This is a genomic window from Anaeromyxobacter sp. SG66 (assembly GCF_022690805.1).
Classification (GTDB): domain Bacteria; phylum Myxococcota; class Myxococcia; order Myxococcales; family Anaeromyxobacteraceae; genus Anaeromyxobacter; species Anaeromyxobacter soli.
Window position 1 is genome coordinate 173,654 of sequence record NZ_JALCZC010000001.1, and the last position, 16,574, is coordinate 190,227.

The window sequence follows — 16,574 nt, forward strand, 5'->3', positions numbered from 1 at the left end:
CTCGTCGCGCCACGCAGTCACCGACAGTGACGGCCAGTCCGCGCGCAGGGCCGCAGCCTGACGCGCGATGCTCAGCGGTGTCTCGCGGATGTACCTAGGCACCGAAGTAGTCGTGCCTCGGCACCTTCGTCGCGCTCACGTCGGAGACCACGCCGAGGGCCCCCTTGCCGGCGCCCGTAACCGTCAGCGTCCGCGAGACACGGCGCTTGTTAAGCAGTTCGCCCCATCGCTCGAATGCCGTGACCGTCGGCTCCGCGCCGAACATCTCCTTCATGGCCTCGCGAAGATCTTCGCCGTGAGCTGTGGCAAGCCCCGCGATCTCGCGCTCGAAGGCGAACATGAACGCCCGAAGCTTCTCGTACCTCGCGTCATCCAACGACTCCGCGAAGTCCTCGGCCTCGTTCACGGGGTTCGGGACGGCGATCCTGCCGACGGAGCGCCGCAGCTCGGAAGCCATCCCGGCGACGACCTGCGCCAGCGTTGCGCCCACGCCGTAACTGCCGTTGTAGACGCGCGCCGCGAGCGTGGTTAGCAAGATGGATCGGGGCGCATCTTCGCTGCCGTCGAACACCATGTCGCGACGGCGCTTCACGAGTTGCACCGCGATGGCCAGAGCAGGCTTGTCGCGAGCCGGGGCCGGTTCGGGAAGCGGCTGCGCGTCGGCCCGGATCAGCTGGGGCCGTTCCGCCCGCGCCTTGAACCACTTCGCGAACCCTTCGGGATCGCTCCGTGTCCACTCCTTGATCTCGCGGTCGGGGACCAGAAGCTCGGTGCGGACCCCGGTGGGGACACCGGGCAGGATGTCGATGTGGAACTGGCCGCTGTAGTTGAGGCGCAGGCAGCGGTTCTTCCGCTCCAGCATGCTCCGGTAGGTCTCGTGCGCCATGAGGCGCGCCTGGACAAGCGCATAGACCTCCATGGAGCTCAGCGACGTCGAAGCGAGCCGGCAGACGCAGTCGACGTCGTACTCATCGTCCTTCTGCCCACGCCGTGGCTTCACCGTCGTGCCAAGCGCTACGGATCCGTGCGGGAAGATGAACGGCCTGAGCCTCGCAAGTGCGGTGTCGTCCGCGTTGAGCCAAGAGGAGACGGACCTGTACGCCGCCTCGGCCGCCTCGAACTGCGACTTCGTCAACTGCAGCGACTCGGCTACCTGCAACAGTAGGTAGTCGTGGTCCTGCGAGCCGGCCCACGGAGCGGTGAACGAGTGCCCGAGCATGGGCACGGGTATAGCATCGGGGTCCGACACGACCCGGACCGCCGGACCGCCCGGACGCGTCTTCGGCTGGGACCAAGACGCTTCGAGCACGAGACTGACTACGTCGCCGGTCGCCAAGGCCATGCGTTACCGCAGGCTACGAAGGAGCCTTGTGACCTGCGGCACAACCCCGGCCAGCCAAACCCGAAATCCATCCAGCAAGGTGCCGTGATGCGACCTATTCGGTTCTCTAGAAGAGGTACCAGCTGTACCCGACGCTGACGGGCACGAGCAGTCCGATTCGGCTCGTTCCGCCCAGCAGGAATTCCACGCGCGGCGTGACCGAGACGGTCCAGTGGTCCGTGAACTGCCACTCGACCCCTGCGACCGGGGCGAGCACGAGCGCGTCCGTCGCGCGGTCCCGGAGGCCGAGGCCGAAGCTGTGCTCGTTCCCGGGAGTCGAAACGTCGATCAGGTCGCGCCGGGTGTAGCTCTCGTGCGCCCAGCCGACGTCGGCGCCCAAGTGCAGTCGCCAGACATAGCCGTGGATGAAGCGGACGCCGGCGAGCCCGCCGTATCGCTGCGTCCGCTCCGACAGCGTCCCTCGCACCGTCCCCGTGGCAGTTCCCATCTCCACGCCCGAGTGGAAGTAATCCACCGGGGCCTCCCAGAACCCGATCGCGGCGAGCTCCAAGCTGTTCGAGATCGCGTACCGGATCCCCGCTGTACCGCCGGCTCCGGTTCCGAGCGTGCTCGAGCCGGTTCCCTGCGATGGCGAGGCCGCGAGGGCTGAGACCGCGGGGCCGAGCTCGAGCGTGAGCGCGCCACGGTCGGCCGCGGCCAGCGTGGGCGCGAGACCGAGTGCAGCGGCGACGATGACGGCCCGAATGCCCACCGTTGGACCCCGTTCAGAAGGCTCGTTCCACCCACACGTCGAACACGACCCCCGAGTCGAGCAAGAGCGCGTAGGTGCTGCCCCCCTCGACCGGGCGCTCGTGGTTCAGCGCGGCCTGCCCTGCGTTCCGGGCGACGTTCTGGCCGAGCCCGCCGGTCACCGTGTCCAGGAGGATGTTCCCGGTGCCCTTGGCGAGCTGCGCGCCGAGCCTGGGAGCCCGCGGAGCCTCCCCCTCGATCCGCCGCGCCGCGGCGAGGCCCGGCTTCCCGTCGTCCCGCGCGATGGCAAGGCCCTCGAACTCGACCTCGGTGTCGTCCGGGAGCCGGAGCCTCGTGAAACGCACGTTGAAGCGGCCACTCGATTCGGTCGCGGTCCCGAACACGAGCGTCCGCGCCGGGAGGACCACTTCCCCGCGCACGAGCAGCGGCACGACGAGCACGGCCTCGACCGGGCCGTTCCCGATCGTCCGGCTGTCGAGGTTCGTGAGCAGCTTCGCCTTGATGTGCGCGCCGAGCGGCACGCCGCGCGGCCTCGCCGCCGCAGCCGCGGGCGCCGCCGAAGACGACGACACGAGGCGCGTCGAGCGCATGAGCCACGGCGGATCCCGCGGCGGCTCCGGCGCTGCCGTCTCGGCCTTCTCGTCGCCGCCCGCCGTCGGATCGGCCGCGACGGTGCGTGCCTGCGGCCGCCGTGCGGGCGCGGCGCGAGGCTCCGCGGGCTTCATCTCGAGGCGACCATCCGGCAGCACCCGGGGCCGCCCGAACTCGCGCGCGAGCGCCTCGTCGATCTGCGCCGCGTCGCTGGGCGGCTCGGGCTCACGCACGGTGGGGACCGCCGCCTGGCGAGTTCCTCCGGATCGGTCCGCGACGGGTTCAGGCGCAGGAACGGACGGCTCGCGGGCAGGTACGTCCGTGAGCGCGGTCCGCGTCGGCGTCTCGGGTCCGTCCATGCTGGCAGCGATGGCGATGAGACCGACCACGCCTACGACGACCGCGCCCGCCGCGATCGCGAGCCGCCCAGGGCCGCGCCGCGGTGCGCTCGCGGCGAGCCGCGCCTTCGCCTCCCGCACCGCGCTCGGGACAGGATCCGCCTCACGCGAAGGTGGCTCCAGGGCCGCCGCACCCTCGCCCGCGTCGAAGGGACGCTGCCATGCTCGCGTCGGCACGTCGAAACCCGGTCGCGGCGGAGTTTCGTCCCTCGGCTGCGCTTTTCCCCCACCCCCGAGCTCGGCCTCGTCGGCTGGCGGCGCGCGGTGCTCGGACAGCTTCTCGGCGGCCTCGACGACCTGGCCCGCCGCGTCTGGCTCGACGGCAGCCGGGGCCACACCCGCGCCGTCGACGTCGAACGGGTCGGTCCAGGCGCGGTCGCCCGCTCCCGCGTCGCGGGCGCGGCGGAGCTGCTCCGCGACCTCGCGCGCGGACTGCGGCCGCTTCCCCGCGTCCTTCTCGAGGAGCGCCATCGCGACGTCCCCGAGCGTGCGCGGGACGCGCGGATCGACGTCGCTCGGGTGCGGCGGGATCTCGTTCTTGATGGCGATGAGGACCGCGGCCTCGCTCTCGAGCGCGGCGCTGTCGAGGGGGAACGGCCGGATCCCGGTGAGGACCCGGTACAGCATGTAGCCAACCGCGTGCAGGTCGGTCGTCGGCTTCCAGTCGAACGGCTCGCCGCGCGAGAAGGCGGCCGAGTCGCAGTACCGGGCGTACTCCGGCGCGTAGTAGGTGACCGTCCCGACGCTCGCGGCGCGCGTGAGGTTGAGCGCGAGATGCGGCCTCGCGATCCCGAAGTCGATGACCACCGGCTCGCCGTCCGCGCGGACGAGCACGTTGTCGCTCTTGAAGTCGCGGTGGTAGATGCCGAGCGCGTGCATGTGCTCGATGGCCGCGGCGAGCTTTTCGAAGGCGCTGCACACGCGCGCCAGCGACGGCGTGGCGTGCTCGCGCCAGGCGTAGAGGGGTAGCCCGTCGATGAAGTCCATCACGAGGTACGGGAAGCCGCTCTCGAGCTCGGGCCACCAGTCGAACGAGTGGACACGCACGATGTTCGGGTGGTGGAGCGTCTTGAGCGCCGCGATCTCGCGGTCGAGCCGCTCGTGGTAGTGCTCGCGGTCCTCCGCGTCGAGCTCCGACAGCCGCTGCCGCCCGATCTTGAGGGCGTAGAGCTTTCCCTCGCGCCGGACCTTCCACAGGCAGCCGAAGCCGCCGCTGCCGAGCTTGTCGACGACCTCGTAGGCGCCGATCCGGGTGCCCTTCTCGAGATACGAGGGGTCGATCCCGGCGGGCGCGGTCACGGCGAGAGTCCCTCCAGCGCGACGAGGCGCGGCCCGTCCTTCTCGTGGAAGGTCACCTTGAAGCGCTGCGACACGGAGACGGAGGGCGTCTCGAACGCGACGACGACCCGCTCCGCGGTCCCGGGCGGCAGGATGGGGAGCTCCGGCTGCGCGGCGACGACCTTCACGTCCACCGCGTCGCGACCGCCGGTGAGCCGGACGTCCACGCGATCGAGCACCCACGAGCGCTGGGGGTCACGGTTCTCGACCGTGAAGATCATGTAGGTGAGCCCGAGCATCCGGTACGCCCAGCGCCCTTGGACGAGGAGACGGCTCTGCTTGTCGCCCGCGTGGAGCGGGCGGCGCTCGAACGTCTGCGGCTGATCGAGGCTCTGCGACAGGAGCAGCGCCGCGAGCTTCGTCGCGCCGGCGTTCGCCGCGCCGTCGCGGCACTCGTCGAGCTCGCTCCGGAGCTGCTCGTTCATCATCCGGAGCGCCTGGGCCGAGTCCGGCGACGCGCGCTCGCGTAGCGCCACCGCGACGTCCACCTGCACGTCCGCCTCGCCCGGAACGGTGACGAGCTTGAACGTCAGGACCGTCCCGTCGGCGAGCGAGACGTTGAGCGGCTCGGGGCGCGACAGGTCCGACTTCGGGACGAGCATCACGGTCCGGTCGGTCTGCGTGGGCGGGAAGAACACGCCGCGCACGTCGGCGAGGACGGCGCCGCCGTCTTTGACGGGAACCTCGAAGGTCAGGATGGTCGGCGTTCCGCCGGCGACCCGGATCTCCGGGACCGACGTGAGGCTGGCGTCGTCGATCGTGAGCGCGCGGCGGCGCAGCTCGCGCTTCTCGGCCGCGTCTGCGGCGCCGGCGACGGCCCACGCGACGGCCGCGCACGCCACGAGCAGCGCTGGGCTACCTCTCGTCACGGGACGCCTCCAGTCCTCCGCTGGTCCGTGCGGCCTCATTTTCGCTTAGAGCGAAGGGAACGAGCCGCCACTCGGCCACTTCCAGCCCATCAGGGCTGTCCACCGTGGCAGGCACGACGCGCTCCACGAGCTCCACCTGCACCCGATCGGTCTCCGGCGAACCACCACCATCGACGAGCGGGAGCGAGCGGCGCGTGATCGTGGCGCGGACGACGACGTGCGCCGGCGCCTGGTCCTCGACCACGATCTCGTCGAACGAGAGCTCGGTCCGCCTCTGCGCGAGGCGGTACGTCTCGACGAGCCGCTTCGCGGCCGATTCGCGAGCGATCCGCTCACGCAGCTCGGGCGCCATCATCGCGAGCGCGGCGGGCCAGTTCGCCTCGACCGTGCTCGAGTTGAGGCCGAGCGCGAGGTGCAGGAAATCCCGCGTGAACCGCACGATCGTGACCTCCGGCGGCCGCGTCCGGTCGGCGAGAAACTTGAGCAGCGCGTCCGTCGCGACCGACCGGCGCACCGGAGTGGTCCGGCCGTTCGCGTCGACCATCACGAACTCGGGCGGGCGGCTCGCGAGGCGAACGAGCGCGATGCAGAGCAGCACCAGGACCGTGAGCAGCCCGACGATGGTCCAGCTCTTCCACGCGTTCTGCGCGACGAACGCGGCCCACACGGCGGGCGGCGAGCCCGGCGGCCTCGGGTCCGGTCTTGTCGTCCTCACCACGGCAGGCGCCTCCATCCGATCACCCGGGCTCACGTCTTGCCGCCACCGCCCCCAGCGGGGCCGTTCGCCCCATCAGGGCGGGCCACGGGCGCGGGCCGATCCACCTGCGGCGGCGCCGGCGTGTTGGCGACGACCCCGCCCTGCTCCGCCGTGCCGGGCGCGGCGCCCGCCGGCTCGGATGCAGGCTGCGCTGCCGCCCCGCCGCGGCGAGTGCCTCGCGACCGGCCGCGCGCGCCGGTTCCGCCACCCGGCGCGTTCGAGACGGCTCCGCTGCTCCCGCGCGCGCCGGGAGGTAGCGAGCCGCCTCCTCCACCCGAGCCGCCGCCAGCTGCTGCGCCGCTCGCGGCGCTCGCGCTGCTCCCGCCACCCGTGAGCGCATGCGCTGCGGCGGAGCCGAGCGCGACCACCCGCCCCGCGGCGCCGCCGGCGAGCCTCAGCGCCGGCCGAACGGCGTCATGCTGTGTCGCCTTGGCGGAGCTCCACCCGTGCGAGGCCGCGTTGTCGAGCGCGCCGCCGATGACATGGCTTGCGAGGAGCGGCGTCGCGAGCGCCGTCACCAGCATCACGAGCGCCGCCACGAGGCACTCGAGGTACGTCCGGCGGACCGCCCCCTGCGCGCCGAGCGTCACGAGCACCGACAGCAGGACACCGGAGAACACGGGCCAGCTCGCGATCGTGACGAACCGCACGAACCAGCGCGTGCCGGTGCTGCTCACCCGCGGGATCCCCGCGACGAGCGCGAGGGGGCCGATGACGAAGAGCGTCGCCGTGAGGATCCTCGAGAGCCAGTTCACGAGGAACACCGCCGCCTCCGCCACGAGCTGGATGCACGCGATGAGCGCGTCGTACGCCCACGCGGTGATCCCCGAGGGCTCGGACACGATGGCCCCCGCCGAACCGGCCTGAGCGCCGGCTCTCTCGCCGTTCGAGGCGACGTCCTCGAGCGCCTCGCGCATCTCGGTCGCTTCCTCGATGAACGCCTTCCACGTCGAGGGCGGCGCCACCTGGCGCTCGAGCCCGTCGAGGAGCCCGACGACGCCCCCGAACACCGCCTGGTAGTTCCAGAGGAGGAGCAGCACGACCACGATGCGCCAGGTGACCGCCGCGTAGTCGCGGCCGGCGACCGGAGACCTCCCGAACGCCTCGATCGCGTAGGCGAGGAACGTCGAGAGGAAGAGGAAGCTCTTCGCGACTGCGAGCGTCTTCCCGAGGAGGTCCTTCAGGACGCCCGAGCGCTCGAAGTCGAGGACGAGGTCCCGCGTCGACCCGGCGGTGCCCGCGAGGGCGAGCGCCGGGGCGAGCGTGAGGGCCACGCCGAGGGCCACCCGCCCCAGCATCGCGCGGTTCCGGGTCACGGCTGCACGCCTCCCGTCCGGATCGTCACGCGCTCGCCGACGAGCGTCTCGAGCCCGGCGGTGAGCGCGGCCCGCTGCCCGGCGCGCTCGGCCAGCTCGCGCTTCAGGTCGGCGTTCTTCTGCTCGACCGCGAGCGCCTGCAGCCGCGCGATCTCGGCGAGCCGCACGTTCGTCTCCTGCCCCTCCTCGAGGTGGAGCACCTGCGCCTGCTGGGCGGCGAGCTGGCACTCCTCGGCGAAGCGCGCCGCCTCGTGTGAATCGCCGAACTCGCTCGCCCCGTTGCACTGGCGCAGGAGCTCGCGGAGGCGCGCCTTCTGGAGGTCGCCCGCGCGCGCCTCGGCCGCGGTGGCGCGGAGCGTCGCCGCGACCTCCGCGTCGATCGCCTTCGCCTGCGCTCCCGCGTTCGCCGGGGCGAACGTCGCTGCGAGCGCTCGGAGCAGGTTCGCGTTCTCGAGCTCGCCCCGGAGCTGGACGCACACGGGGCGGCCGGCCGCCGCATCGGCGAGGCAGTAGCTCGAGAGCTGCCGGAGCGTACCGGTGCCCTGCGCCCACGGGCTCGCTCCCATGCCGCTCGCCGCGAGCGCCTCGGAGCGGAACCGCTCAAGGTCCGGATACGCGGCCTCGAGGTCCGCCTGGAACCGCTCGCCGAAGCGGCGTGCCGAGAAGCTCCGGAACGAGCGCGCTGCCGCCGCGGCGTCGTCCGCGTACGCCGCGACGCGCTTCACCTCGCCGTAGCTCTTCCGCAGCTCGGCGAGGCTCTGCGTCATGACGGTGAGCTGCTTCGTCGTGTTCGCGAGGATCTCCGCGAGCATCACGTCGCCGCCGACGTCGAAGAACGCGGCGGCGCGCGCGGCGTAGAACACGGTCGCGACCGAGAGCAGGACCGCGAGGCCAACCTTTCGGGACATCCGGACGCGCATGGCTCCTCCTTCAGGCCGCGGGTCTCGTCGACCGTTCCCGGCCGACGACGCCGTGGGGGTACCGGGCAGCGAGCTCCTGGAGGAGCGCGAGCCGGTCGTACGACGGGTTCCTCGCCGCGGCGCGCGCGAGGAAGTCCTGGTCTTCCTTGTCGGTGGTGAGGATCCAGTAGGCGAGCGGGTGCAGCGCGAGCCGGACGACCGCGGTGCGCGGCCCGTACATGAGCAGGAAGTCGCTGAACCAGCCCGGCTTCATCTCGAGCCCGGCGAACGCCGCGGCCGCCCGCGGCGAGAGCCCGAAGTGCTCGACGACGGCCCGGTGCTTCCCGGCGAGGTGGCGCAGGAAGATGCGGATCGTGCTGTTCCCGACGATCGCCTCTCGCCCGACCCGCGAACCCAGGAAGTCGTTCAGGTTCTGCGAGATCATCCACATCGCGGTGTCGTACTTCCGCATCTTCCGGTAGCAGCCACCGAGGAACCGCTCCGTGGCGTCGTCCGCGCCGAGGTACTCGTGGCCCTCGTCGACCTCGACGAGCGTCCGCGTCCTGCGGGACATCGCGCGGTTCGTGATCGCCTGGATGATGGTCGCCATGGCGACCGCCTTCGTCCCGGCGTTCTCGGAAATCTTGGCGAGGTCGAAGGTGAGGAGCGGTGCGTCGAAGCGGAGCTGCGAGGGCCGGTTCAGGAACTCGGAGTAGATGCCAGTGCAGTAGATGGCCAGCCGGCGGACGAGGTCGTCCGCGATGGCCTTGTCCTGCGGGTGCGTCCACGGGTGCGCCGCGAGCGCCTCGGAGAAGTGGCCGACGAGCGGCGGCTCCTCGGGATGCGGGCGGAACCGCGTGTCGTACGCCCATCGGATCGCCCGCGACACGACGTCGCGCTCCACCTTGTCGAACGGCGGCCGGGTGCGGTCGGCGACGCAGACCTCCAGGAACTGCACGACGTGCTCGATCTCCTCGTTCGAGATCTCGGTGCCGGTGCCGGCGAGCTGCGCGTACGACAGGAACGGCGAGATGGACGTCGAGAGGTCCACCGGGATGTGCACGCCGCCGAGGAGCTCGGTGAGCGGCTTCCACGACTTGCCGTTGTCGACGAGGATCGCCTCGACGCCGGCGGCGCGCGCGTCGAGCGTGAGCGCGCCGAGGGTGACGCTCTTCCCGGACCCGGTGTCCGCCACCACGATGCCGTGGTGCGCGTTCACGCCGCTCGACTTGTCGAAGAGGTCGAACCGGAACGCCTCGCCGGTGGGCGTGAGGAGCACGCTCGACGCCCGTGCGCTCCCGCGCCACGGCGCGAAGACGGGCAGGAAGTCGGCGGCGTTCCGGCTCGTGCACCCCTTCTTTCGGAGCTGGTAGCGGCCCGCGCCCGGAAGCATCGAGAGAAATGCGGGCACCTGCGTCACCTCCTCGACGAGGAGCTCGGAGTTGCCGGCGGCGGCGAAGGCGCTCCGGGCCGCCTCCGTCGCAGCGTCGAGCTCGTCGAGCGACGCCGCATCGAGGAGGATCGAGACGGAGAGCGCGACCACCTTGGTGCTCATGGCCGCGAGCTCCTCGAAGAGACCCCGGATCGCCTCCTGCTTGGCCCGGTCCGCCTCCTCCGACTCGACGGTGCGGCGATCGAGGAAGGGCATCACCGCGCGAAGGCTCTCGACCAGCGCATGCTGGTTGTTGAGGAGCCACCGCGCCGTCTTCTGCGTGCGCACGTGAACGTCGACCGCGAGCGTGTACGGCAGCGGCCCGCGCGCGGTCGCGAGCCCGAGGAGCGGCTCGCAGGCGAAGTAGTCGGTCCCGCTCTCGGGCAAGACCTTGAGCGTAGCGACGCGGCGCCAGCTCGCGCCCTGGCGGAAGTGCCCGCGACCGTCCTCCAGGTCCTCGTGCGCGAGCTGCTCGGCCTCGGTGTACTCGGCGAGGTGGACGCCGCCGTCCTTCACGGCGCGTTCGGACCAGAGCGTGTCCTTCAGCCGGACGCGCGGTGGCACGGCTCCGGCCCGCGCGCGCACCGGGTTCAGGAGCTCGTAGTGGAGGCGCCACACGTCCTCGAGGTCGAGCTCGCGCGACGGGATGCCCGCCGCCGATAGGCGCGCGGCGACCCGGTCCCGGAGCTGGGCGAGGCGGCCGAGGCGACGCGCGTGCTCCGCCTCCGCGAGCTGGGCTGCCTTCCCGAAGAGGAGCTTCCCCCCGAGGAGCCCGCGCCCGATGCCTTGCTTCAGGCCGCCCGGCCCGGAGAAGAAGAGGTACACACGCGCGCGCCGGAGCCGCTGCAACCGGAGCCACCGCGCGCGCGCGGCGACGTACTCGCGCAGCGCCGGCGCGTCGGCCGCGGCCGCGACGCCCTCGTACTCGCGGATGTCCTCCTCGGCGCCCTCCTCGATCCGGTGGATGAAGTGGAGGGTGGTCTCGTCGTCCAGCGAGGCGACGAGGCTCCGGAGCGCCTCGCCGATCCCGGCGATCTGGTCCTCGCCCGCGAACCGGACGTCGAGCGTCCCAAGTTCGAGCCCGCCGACGTAGTCGAGCGCAGGCGTGACGAGCGCGGTCACGCCGCCCTCGCGCAGGGTTCGCCAGAGCGGGATGAGGCCCGCGAGCGGGCTCTCGCGGATCACGGCCGGCCTCCGCGGGACGGCACGTCCCGCCAGTCGTACGGACCGAACGGGAACCGCTGGAGCGGCGCTCGCGCCGCGGCCGTGAGCCGGCCTGCCGCCACGCGCTGCCGCAGGCGCCACGCGACCCAGTGCTGCAGGTGGCCCTCCGGCCGGCCGTACCCCGCGATCCGGATGACCAGGTAGATGGCGAGCCCTGCCGCCGCGCCGACGTTCGGCGCTCCGAGCGCCGTCCCGAGCCAGCCGGACCCGAGGACGGCCATCCACTCCGTAGGGAAGACGAGCCCGAGGAAGGTGCTCCTCGAGTCGAGGTTCCGGTACACGGGCGCGCGCATGGCGGCTCCGGTTGCGCTCTCGAAAGCGCGGTCAGCCGGCGCGGATCGCCTGCATGAGGCGGTCGGCGTTCGCGAGCAGGAAGTAGAGGATCACCGCGATGATCGCGATGTAGCCCGTGGTCTTGATGAGGTCGGGCCGGATGAACGCGGCCACCCCCGAGATCACGATCGCGAAGAGCGCGATGGGCGCGATGATGAAGTTCTTCGCGAAGGTGAGGAGCTGCTGTCCGGGCATGGTCGACTGCGCGAAGGCGAGCTCCGGCGTAACGGCGACGACGAGCACGAGAGCGACTTGGGCGGCGAGCACGGCGCGAGCCGCGCGGTCACGGTTCAGACGAGACGTCGAGTTCATCTTGCTTCTCCTTCCCCTCTCCGGGGCGGCGCCGGGTATCGGCGTCGAGCGTGGACTGAAGTTCCAGGAACCGCGCGCGCAGCTGGCGCGCATACGCGAGCGGCGACGCCGAGTGCGGCCGCTCGAGGGCGAGCACCGCGGCGACGGCCACGCACACGGCCACGAGGTTCACGAAGGCGGGATGCGCCTCGAGGAATCGCGCGACCCGCGACTCGCCGGTGGCTGCGACGATGACGGCGGCCGCAGGGACCGCGGCGGAGCCGAGTAGCGCAAGCCCCGCGGAGCGCGCGGGACCCGGCAGGCGCATGAGTTTGCGCCACGTGTCGCGATGCAAGGTGCCGGGGTTCGCCATGCGGTCGCATCCTCGTTGAACGTCGTTTGTCAGTCATACGCCCGCGCACAAGACGGCGCAAGCTCCGGCGGCCGCCGGGCTCCAAGCGGGATGCGTTCGGAGACCGCGGACGACGCCCGAGGCGCGCGCTACACAGCGGGACGTGCCGGTTCCGCTCGCGACGAAGCACGCCTGCGCAGTCGCCCGATCACGCGCCCTGGAGGCGCGGGATCGGAGCGACCGTGAAGCCGTACACGCGAGGTAAGCGCCACGCCGACGAGATCATGGCCCGCGAAAAAGCCGGGCCGGCACTGCGGAGGCGTCGCGGGTATGCAGTCCGCTCGAACCGGTGGCTGCGACGCTACCAGCACAAGCAGGCGCGCCAGCAGGCGCGGCGCGCCGCGCGCGCCGTCGAGCGGGGTGATGGGTCGAACGACAACGCGTGATCGCCGCGCGCTCCCGAGTTACTGACGGAGAACGGCTGTTCGCGTAGTCTGCGCCCGTGCCGGCCGGGGCGGGGACGATGGTTCCCCCCCGCCTCGTTCCCGCCCTCGCCGCGCACGCTGCACCCCCGGAGGCGTCCGCGGATCGGGCGTCGACGCTTCCTACCGCTTCTTCCGCTCCGCGCCGGGCGCGTCGAAACCGGCGCCCTTCTCGCGAAGTTCGAGGCTCCGCTGGAAGAGCACGTGCAGGATGTACTCGTACCGGCCCATCCTCAGCGCCTCGCGGTCCGCCTCCAGCAGGTGCGACGCCGCGTCCGGAAGGCCGAACCAGGTCCGCAGGCCCTCGAGCATCCGATTGACGTACGCGGTGAGGTCGAGTCCCTTCGCCGCGGCCTCGCCCTTCAGGAACGTCACGAGCTCCCGCGTCATGCGGAACGTCTGCATGACCTTCTCGGTGCTCTGGAACGGGGACTCCTCGCGAGCTGCCTTCTCTCTGGCCATTCGCCCTCGCAACGCGTTACATCCGGCAGACATTCCGGTGGCGTTCGGCTGACTATGCCAGACCGTTCTGCGCGACGCCACACATCCCATGTCATGGCTCGCGAACCCCGACCCGCATCGGCTTTGGGGCGCTCTGTTCTGTGCGCGAGCACGGCGTCACGCCCCAGTAGGGGCATGTGTCCGATTAGAGCAGTATGCTCGTCGCAGGCTTGAGCGCGAAGCTCGAGCTTGTCGGAGTCCGCCATGCTGAACCGATTTGCTCACGCACTGCTCGTCTCGACCTCGCTGGCTCCGGTGGCCCTCGTGTACGGCCTTTCGTTTCTTCCAGCTTCGCCTCGAGCCGCAGTGCCGTGGCTCGTCGGTGCCGCTGGGTTGACGGCCGCGTGCATCTTGGTCTTGAAGGTCGCCACGGCGCGAGGTGAGCGCATTCAGCTTCCCCCGACAGAACGCCGCAACGTCGACAAGGACGTGCTCGCGTTTCTCGTTTCGTATGCCCTTCCGCTCGTCGCACCGTCACAGGGCGGTGCAGCAACATTCGCGTTTTGGGGATTCATCGCGCTCGTTGCTATCGTGCTGTATCAGTCCGAAATGGTGCATGTTAACCCGCTACTGGGTATGCTCGGTTACCGCTTCTACGAAGTGCCGCGTGAACGAGGGGACGCAGCGCTCCTGATCGCGAAGTCCGGTGTCCGTGCGAACCGCGCGTCAACCGTGATCAGGCTTTCCGACACCCTTTGGCTGGAAGTTCCGTGACGCTCAACCTTCGACGACTGTGGAACTTCTTCGCGATCACTGGAAGGCCGGACGCGCCGGACGTGTGCGGCCTACCCGTCACTGCCGAACTGCAGCGCGAGCTTTCCGGTTCGTTCGCAGAGCAGTTCGAAGCGTTTGGGATCGATCGCGCTACGCACGTCGACTACGATCCGAGCTATAAGCCGGACGACGACGAGCTCCTCGTCATCCATGATTTCGCTTTGCCGGAGTCCTTCCCGGACCTGACTACGGCGATCGACCTTCCGCGTCTGACCGACGATCATATTGACACAGGCAACGTGCGAGCTCTTGTCGCAGTTCCGCAAGGCGCGACGAACAACGCACTGCTCTGCTTTCAAGCGATAGACAACCGCCAGCTCCTGAAACGCCAGCGTGTCGCCTTGTTCATGAGCGGCGAGCAGTTCAGGCGCGAGGAACGTAGCGGTCTCGTAATCCGAGACGCCCTCACGGCGGTGTTCAAAGACGGCGATCTATTCTTCCCATCCGAGCCGCCCGTCAGGCGGTTTCTAGACCTTTCGTCTGTGTTCAGCGAGGCAACCGACCCGCAGGTCCGCACGTTTCTGCGTCATAAGCTCTTCGCGGTCGACGACGCTGAGGCCTTGATCCGGATATCGGACAAGTGGACGCGGCGCAAGATCGGGGCGATTGAGGCGCGGGGCATTCTTCGCATTATCAAGCCGGAACACGTAGTACGCGCAGGACGAGAGTTCGGGATTCGCGTGTCGCAGAGAACGGTCGCCGGCGCTAAGTGCCTTGACGTTCCTCCCACGAAGTCCGAGTTCAAGGACTTCTTGCGACTTCTAGACCAAGACTTCCTGAAATCCTCCCTCACGACGGACCGGTTCCGCGTCAACTCGAAGAAGGCGCTGAAGGCGACCACCACTTAGCAGATTGGGGTTCCCGCGCTCAGCGCGCTCCGGGGTCTGGGCGCCTGCGATCGCGACCTACCGTCGCCAGCGGCCCGCCTCGACAAATGAAAAGTACCCGCCGGACGCGACGATCACGTGGTCGCGCGCGAGAATGCCGACGAGGTCGGACGCCGCCCTGAGCCGCTCCGTGAGGTCGGCGTCGTCCGGCGACGGAGACGCATCACCGGATGGATGATTGTGCACGAACACGATCCCGTGGGCGCCCTCGCGCACGGCGACGCGGAGCGTGTCGCGCGGGCTCACCGGGCACTGCGAGACCGAGCCCTGTGCCACGCGCTCGGTCCGGATGAGCCGCCCGCGCACATCGAGCAGCACGACGTGAAACTCCTCGACCGGCGCGTGCGCGAGCGGCCGCATGAGCTCATACACGCGACCAGGGTCGAGGCAGCGCTCGCCGCGCTTCGGCGGCGCCCACGCGCCTCGCCGGCCGAGCTCGAATGCCGCGGCGAGCGCGGCCGCCCGCGCCTCGCCGACGCCGAGCCGCCGGAGCTCGGCCACTGTGAGCCACGCCAGCTCGGGCACGGCCCGGCTCGCCGCACCGCCGGCGCCGAGCATTGTGAGGAGCTCGGCGTCGGAAAGCGCCCGGGGGCCGTCCATCAGGAGCCGCTCGCGGACCAGGTTCTTGGCCATGGCGTCCTCCCCTACGCCTGCGCCTGCGCCGCTGCGCGGCGGATCGTGGGCGGCCGCGCGACGACCTTCGTCGGCGCGGGAGGGAGGTTCAGCGAGCCCGGCACGGGAACCGGCGCGCCCTTCGGCCTGGGCTTGATCCGGTTCCGCGGACAGTTTGACTAAGCTGCCTGCTTCTCCCGATACCGCCTCTCGAACTCGGCCGGACTCACCATGCCGATGGCCGAGTGACGCCGCTGCCGATTGTAGAACACCTCGATGTAGTCGAACGTCTTCGCCTCCGCGATCTCGTTCGTGTCGAACCGCTCCCCGCATTCCACCTTGAACGTGGAGTTCCAGCTCTCCATCGCCGCGTTGTCGAGGACCTCGCCTCTCCTGCTCATGCTGCAGGTGATGCCGTGCGCCTCGAGCACGTCCTGGTAGTCCTCGCTCGCGTACGTGCTGCCCTGGTCGGAGTGGTGCAGGAGGTCCGTGCCGGGGCACCGCTGAACGATGGCGCGTTTCAGCGCCGCGAGCGTGAGGTGGCGGTCGTTCACGGGCGACAGCGACCAGCCGACCACGCACTTCGAGAACAGGTCGAGGATGACAGCGAGGAAGAGCTTCCCGTTTCCCGTGACGAGCTCGGTAGTGTCGCCGACCCACTTCTGGTTCGGCCGGTCCGCCTCGAAGTTGCGGTCGAGGAGGTTCGCCGCGACCGGCTGGTCGTGGTCGCTGTTCGTCGTGCACTTGAAGCGCTTCCGGACGCGCCCTTTCAAGCCCTGCTGCTGCATGAGCCGGATGATGCGCTTGCGGCTCACATGAACGTCGTGCGTGTCGGCGAGCTCGGCCTGCACGCGCGGGCTGCCGTAGGTCCTCCGGCTCCTCTCATGTGCTTCACGGACGAGAACCGCGAGCTTCGCGTCCTCTACCGCGCGCGGCGGCGGCGCACGACCGACGGAGGCGTAGAACCCCGCCCTCGAGACTTCCAGGATCTTGCACAGCACCGTAATCGGGAACTCGGCCATCTTGGCGGCGATGAAGGCGAACTTCACCGCTGGTGCTTCGCGAAGTAGGCCGCGGCTTCTTTTAGGATGTCGCGCTCCATCGTGAGCTCGCGGACCTGCTTGCGCAGCTTCGCGAGCTCCTCCCGCTCTGCGGTGGTGAGGCCGGTCTTCCCCTTCGACCGGTCGGCTCGCGCCCGCTCGACCCAGCTCCCGACGACCGAGGAGTGGATGTCGAGGTCGCGCGCCACCGCCGAGATCGTCTTCCCCTCGTCGAGGACGAGGCGCACCGCCCCTGCCTTGAACTCGTCCGTGAACGACCTACGCGGGCGACGTGATATCGCCTTCGCCGGCTTCGACTGTTGGTTCATGCGGGACACCGTATCCGCCTTTCGCTCGGTGTCCGAAAAACCGGATCAAGCCCAGGC

The 16,574-nt window shown here is 70.4% G+C and carries 17 protein-coding genes; 3 read left to right on the top strand and 14 right to left on the bottom strand.

What is annotated here, in order from left to right; genetic code table 11:
- Nucleotides 1-94: 94 nt before the first annotated feature.
- The 11 genes from MNZ39_RS00740 to MNZ39_RS00790 form a co-directional block, all read right to left on the bottom strand.
- Complete coding sequence (locus tag MNZ39_RS00740) at nucleotides 95-1,219, bottom strand: nucleotidyltransferase (protein WP_242333134.1); 1,125 nt, start codon at nucleotides 1,217-1,219, stop codon at nucleotides 95-97.
- Nucleotides 1,220-1,448: 229 nt separating this feature from the next.
- Nucleotides 1,449-2,093 carry an outer membrane beta-barrel protein gene (locus tag MNZ39_RS00745; RefSeq protein WP_242333136.1) on the bottom strand — a complete coding sequence of 215 codons (645 nt, stop codon included), beginning with the start codon at nucleotides 2,091-2,093 and terminating at the stop codon, nucleotides 1,449-1,451.
- Nucleotides 2,094-2,106: 13 nt separating this feature from the next.
- Complete coding sequence (locus tag MNZ39_RS00750; RefSeq protein WP_242333137.1) at nucleotides 2,107-4,380, bottom strand: protein kinase; 2,274 nt, start codon at nucleotides 4,378-4,380, stop codon at nucleotides 2,107-2,109.
- A complete protein-coding gene (locus MNZ39_RS00755; RefSeq protein ID WP_242333139.1) occupies nucleotides 4,377-5,288 on the bottom strand; it encodes a DUF2381 family protein in 912 nt (303 codons plus the stop codon). Before MNZ39_RS00755 ends, MNZ39_RS00750 begins: the two co-directional genes overlap by 4 nt.
- Nucleotides 5,275-6,003, bottom strand: a complete 729-nt coding sequence (locus MNZ39_RS00760) for a hypothetical protein (protein ID WP_242333141.1) — start codon at nucleotides 6,001-6,003, stop codon at nucleotides 5,275-5,277. The genes MNZ39_RS00755 and MNZ39_RS00760 overlap by 14 nt, the downstream gene beginning before the upstream one ends.
- Before the next feature lie 32 nt (nucleotides 6,004-6,035).
- Nucleotides 6,036-7,361 (bottom strand): hypothetical protein, encoded by a 1,326-nt coding sequence (locus MNZ39_RS00765; protein WP_242333143.1) that lies wholly within the window; start codon nucleotides 7,359-7,361, stop codon nucleotides 6,036-6,038.
- On the bottom strand, nucleotides 7,358-8,281 hold the full coding sequence (locus MNZ39_RS00770) for a hypothetical protein (protein ID WP_242333145.1): 924 nt from the start codon (nucleotides 8,279-8,281) through the stop codon (nucleotides 7,358-7,360). Before MNZ39_RS00770 ends, MNZ39_RS00765 begins: the two co-directional genes overlap by 4 nt.
- Before the next feature lie 10 nt (nucleotides 8,282-8,291).
- A complete protein-coding gene (locus MNZ39_RS24765; RefSeq protein ID WP_242333147.1) occupies nucleotides 8,292-10,877 on the bottom strand; it encodes a VirB4 family type IV secretion system protein in 2,586 nt (861 codons plus the stop codon).
- Nucleotides 10,874-11,209 carry a hypothetical protein gene (locus tag MNZ39_RS00780; protein ID WP_242333149.1) on the bottom strand — a complete coding sequence of 112 codons (336 nt, stop codon included), beginning with the start codon at nucleotides 11,207-11,209 and terminating at the stop codon, nucleotides 10,874-10,876. Before MNZ39_RS00780 ends, MNZ39_RS24765 begins: the two co-directional genes overlap by 4 nt.
- Nucleotides 11,210-11,240: 31 nt before the next feature.
- A complete protein-coding gene (locus tag MNZ39_RS00785; RefSeq protein WP_242333151.1) occupies nucleotides 11,241-11,561 on the bottom strand; it encodes a hypothetical protein in 321 nt (106 codons plus the stop codon).
- Complete coding sequence (locus MNZ39_RS00790) at nucleotides 11,533-11,913, bottom strand: hypothetical protein (protein ID WP_242333153.1); 381 nt, start codon at nucleotides 11,911-11,913, stop codon at nucleotides 11,533-11,535. The genes MNZ39_RS00785 and MNZ39_RS00790 overlap by 29 nt, the downstream gene beginning before the upstream one ends.
- A 221-nt stretch (nucleotides 11,914-12,134) precedes the next feature.
- On the opposite strand from MNZ39_RS00790, the gene MNZ39_RS00795 reads away from it, so the two are divergent.
- On the top strand, nucleotides 12,135-12,338 hold the full coding sequence (locus MNZ39_RS00795) for a hypothetical protein (RefSeq protein ID WP_242333155.1): 204 nt from the start codon (nucleotides 12,135-12,137) through the stop codon (nucleotides 12,336-12,338).
- 159 nt (nucleotides 12,339-12,497) lie between these two features.
- Here MNZ39_RS00795 and MNZ39_RS00800 read toward each other — a convergent pair whose 3' ends face one another.
- Nucleotides 12,498-12,836 carry a hypothetical protein gene (locus MNZ39_RS00800; protein WP_242333157.1) on the bottom strand — a complete coding sequence of 113 codons (339 nt, stop codon included), beginning with the start codon at nucleotides 12,834-12,836 and terminating at the stop codon, nucleotides 12,498-12,500.
- 243 nt (nucleotides 12,837-13,079) lie between these two features.
- Here MNZ39_RS00800 and MNZ39_RS00805 point away from each other — a divergent pair, with 243 nt between their 5' ends.
- Together MNZ39_RS00805 and MNZ39_RS00810 are read left to right on the top strand one after the other, a co-directional pair.
- Nucleotides 13,080-13,589, top strand: a complete 510-nt coding sequence (locus MNZ39_RS00805) for a hypothetical protein (RefSeq protein WP_242333159.1) — start codon at nucleotides 13,080-13,082, stop codon at nucleotides 13,587-13,589.
- Entirely contained in the window at nucleotides 13,586-14,497 is a 912-nt protein-coding gene (locus tag MNZ39_RS00810; RefSeq protein WP_242333161.1) for a hypothetical protein, read from the top strand. The genes MNZ39_RS00805 and MNZ39_RS00810 overlap by 4 nt, the downstream gene beginning before the upstream one ends.
- A gap of 57 nt (nucleotides 14,498-14,554) precedes the next feature.
- Here the strand turns inward: MNZ39_RS00810 and MNZ39_RS00815 are convergent, their stop codons facing one another.
- Together MNZ39_RS00815 and MNZ39_RS00820 are read right to left on the bottom strand one after the other, a co-directional pair.
- On the bottom strand, nucleotides 14,555-15,169 hold the full coding sequence (locus MNZ39_RS00815) for a RadC family protein (protein WP_242333164.1): 615 nt from the start codon (nucleotides 15,167-15,169) through the stop codon (nucleotides 14,555-14,557).
- A 158-nt stretch (nucleotides 15,170-15,327) separates the two neighbouring features.
- A protein-coding gene (locus tag MNZ39_RS00820) for an IS3 family transposase (protein ID WP_242333172.1) occupies nucleotides 15,328-16,487 on the bottom strand; the annotation gives its coding sequence in 2 pieces (ribosomal slippage) (nucleotides 15,328-16,229 and nucleotides 16,229-16,487; 1,161 coding nt in all).
- Between the last annotated feature and the right edge of the window lie 87 nt (nucleotides 16,488-16,574).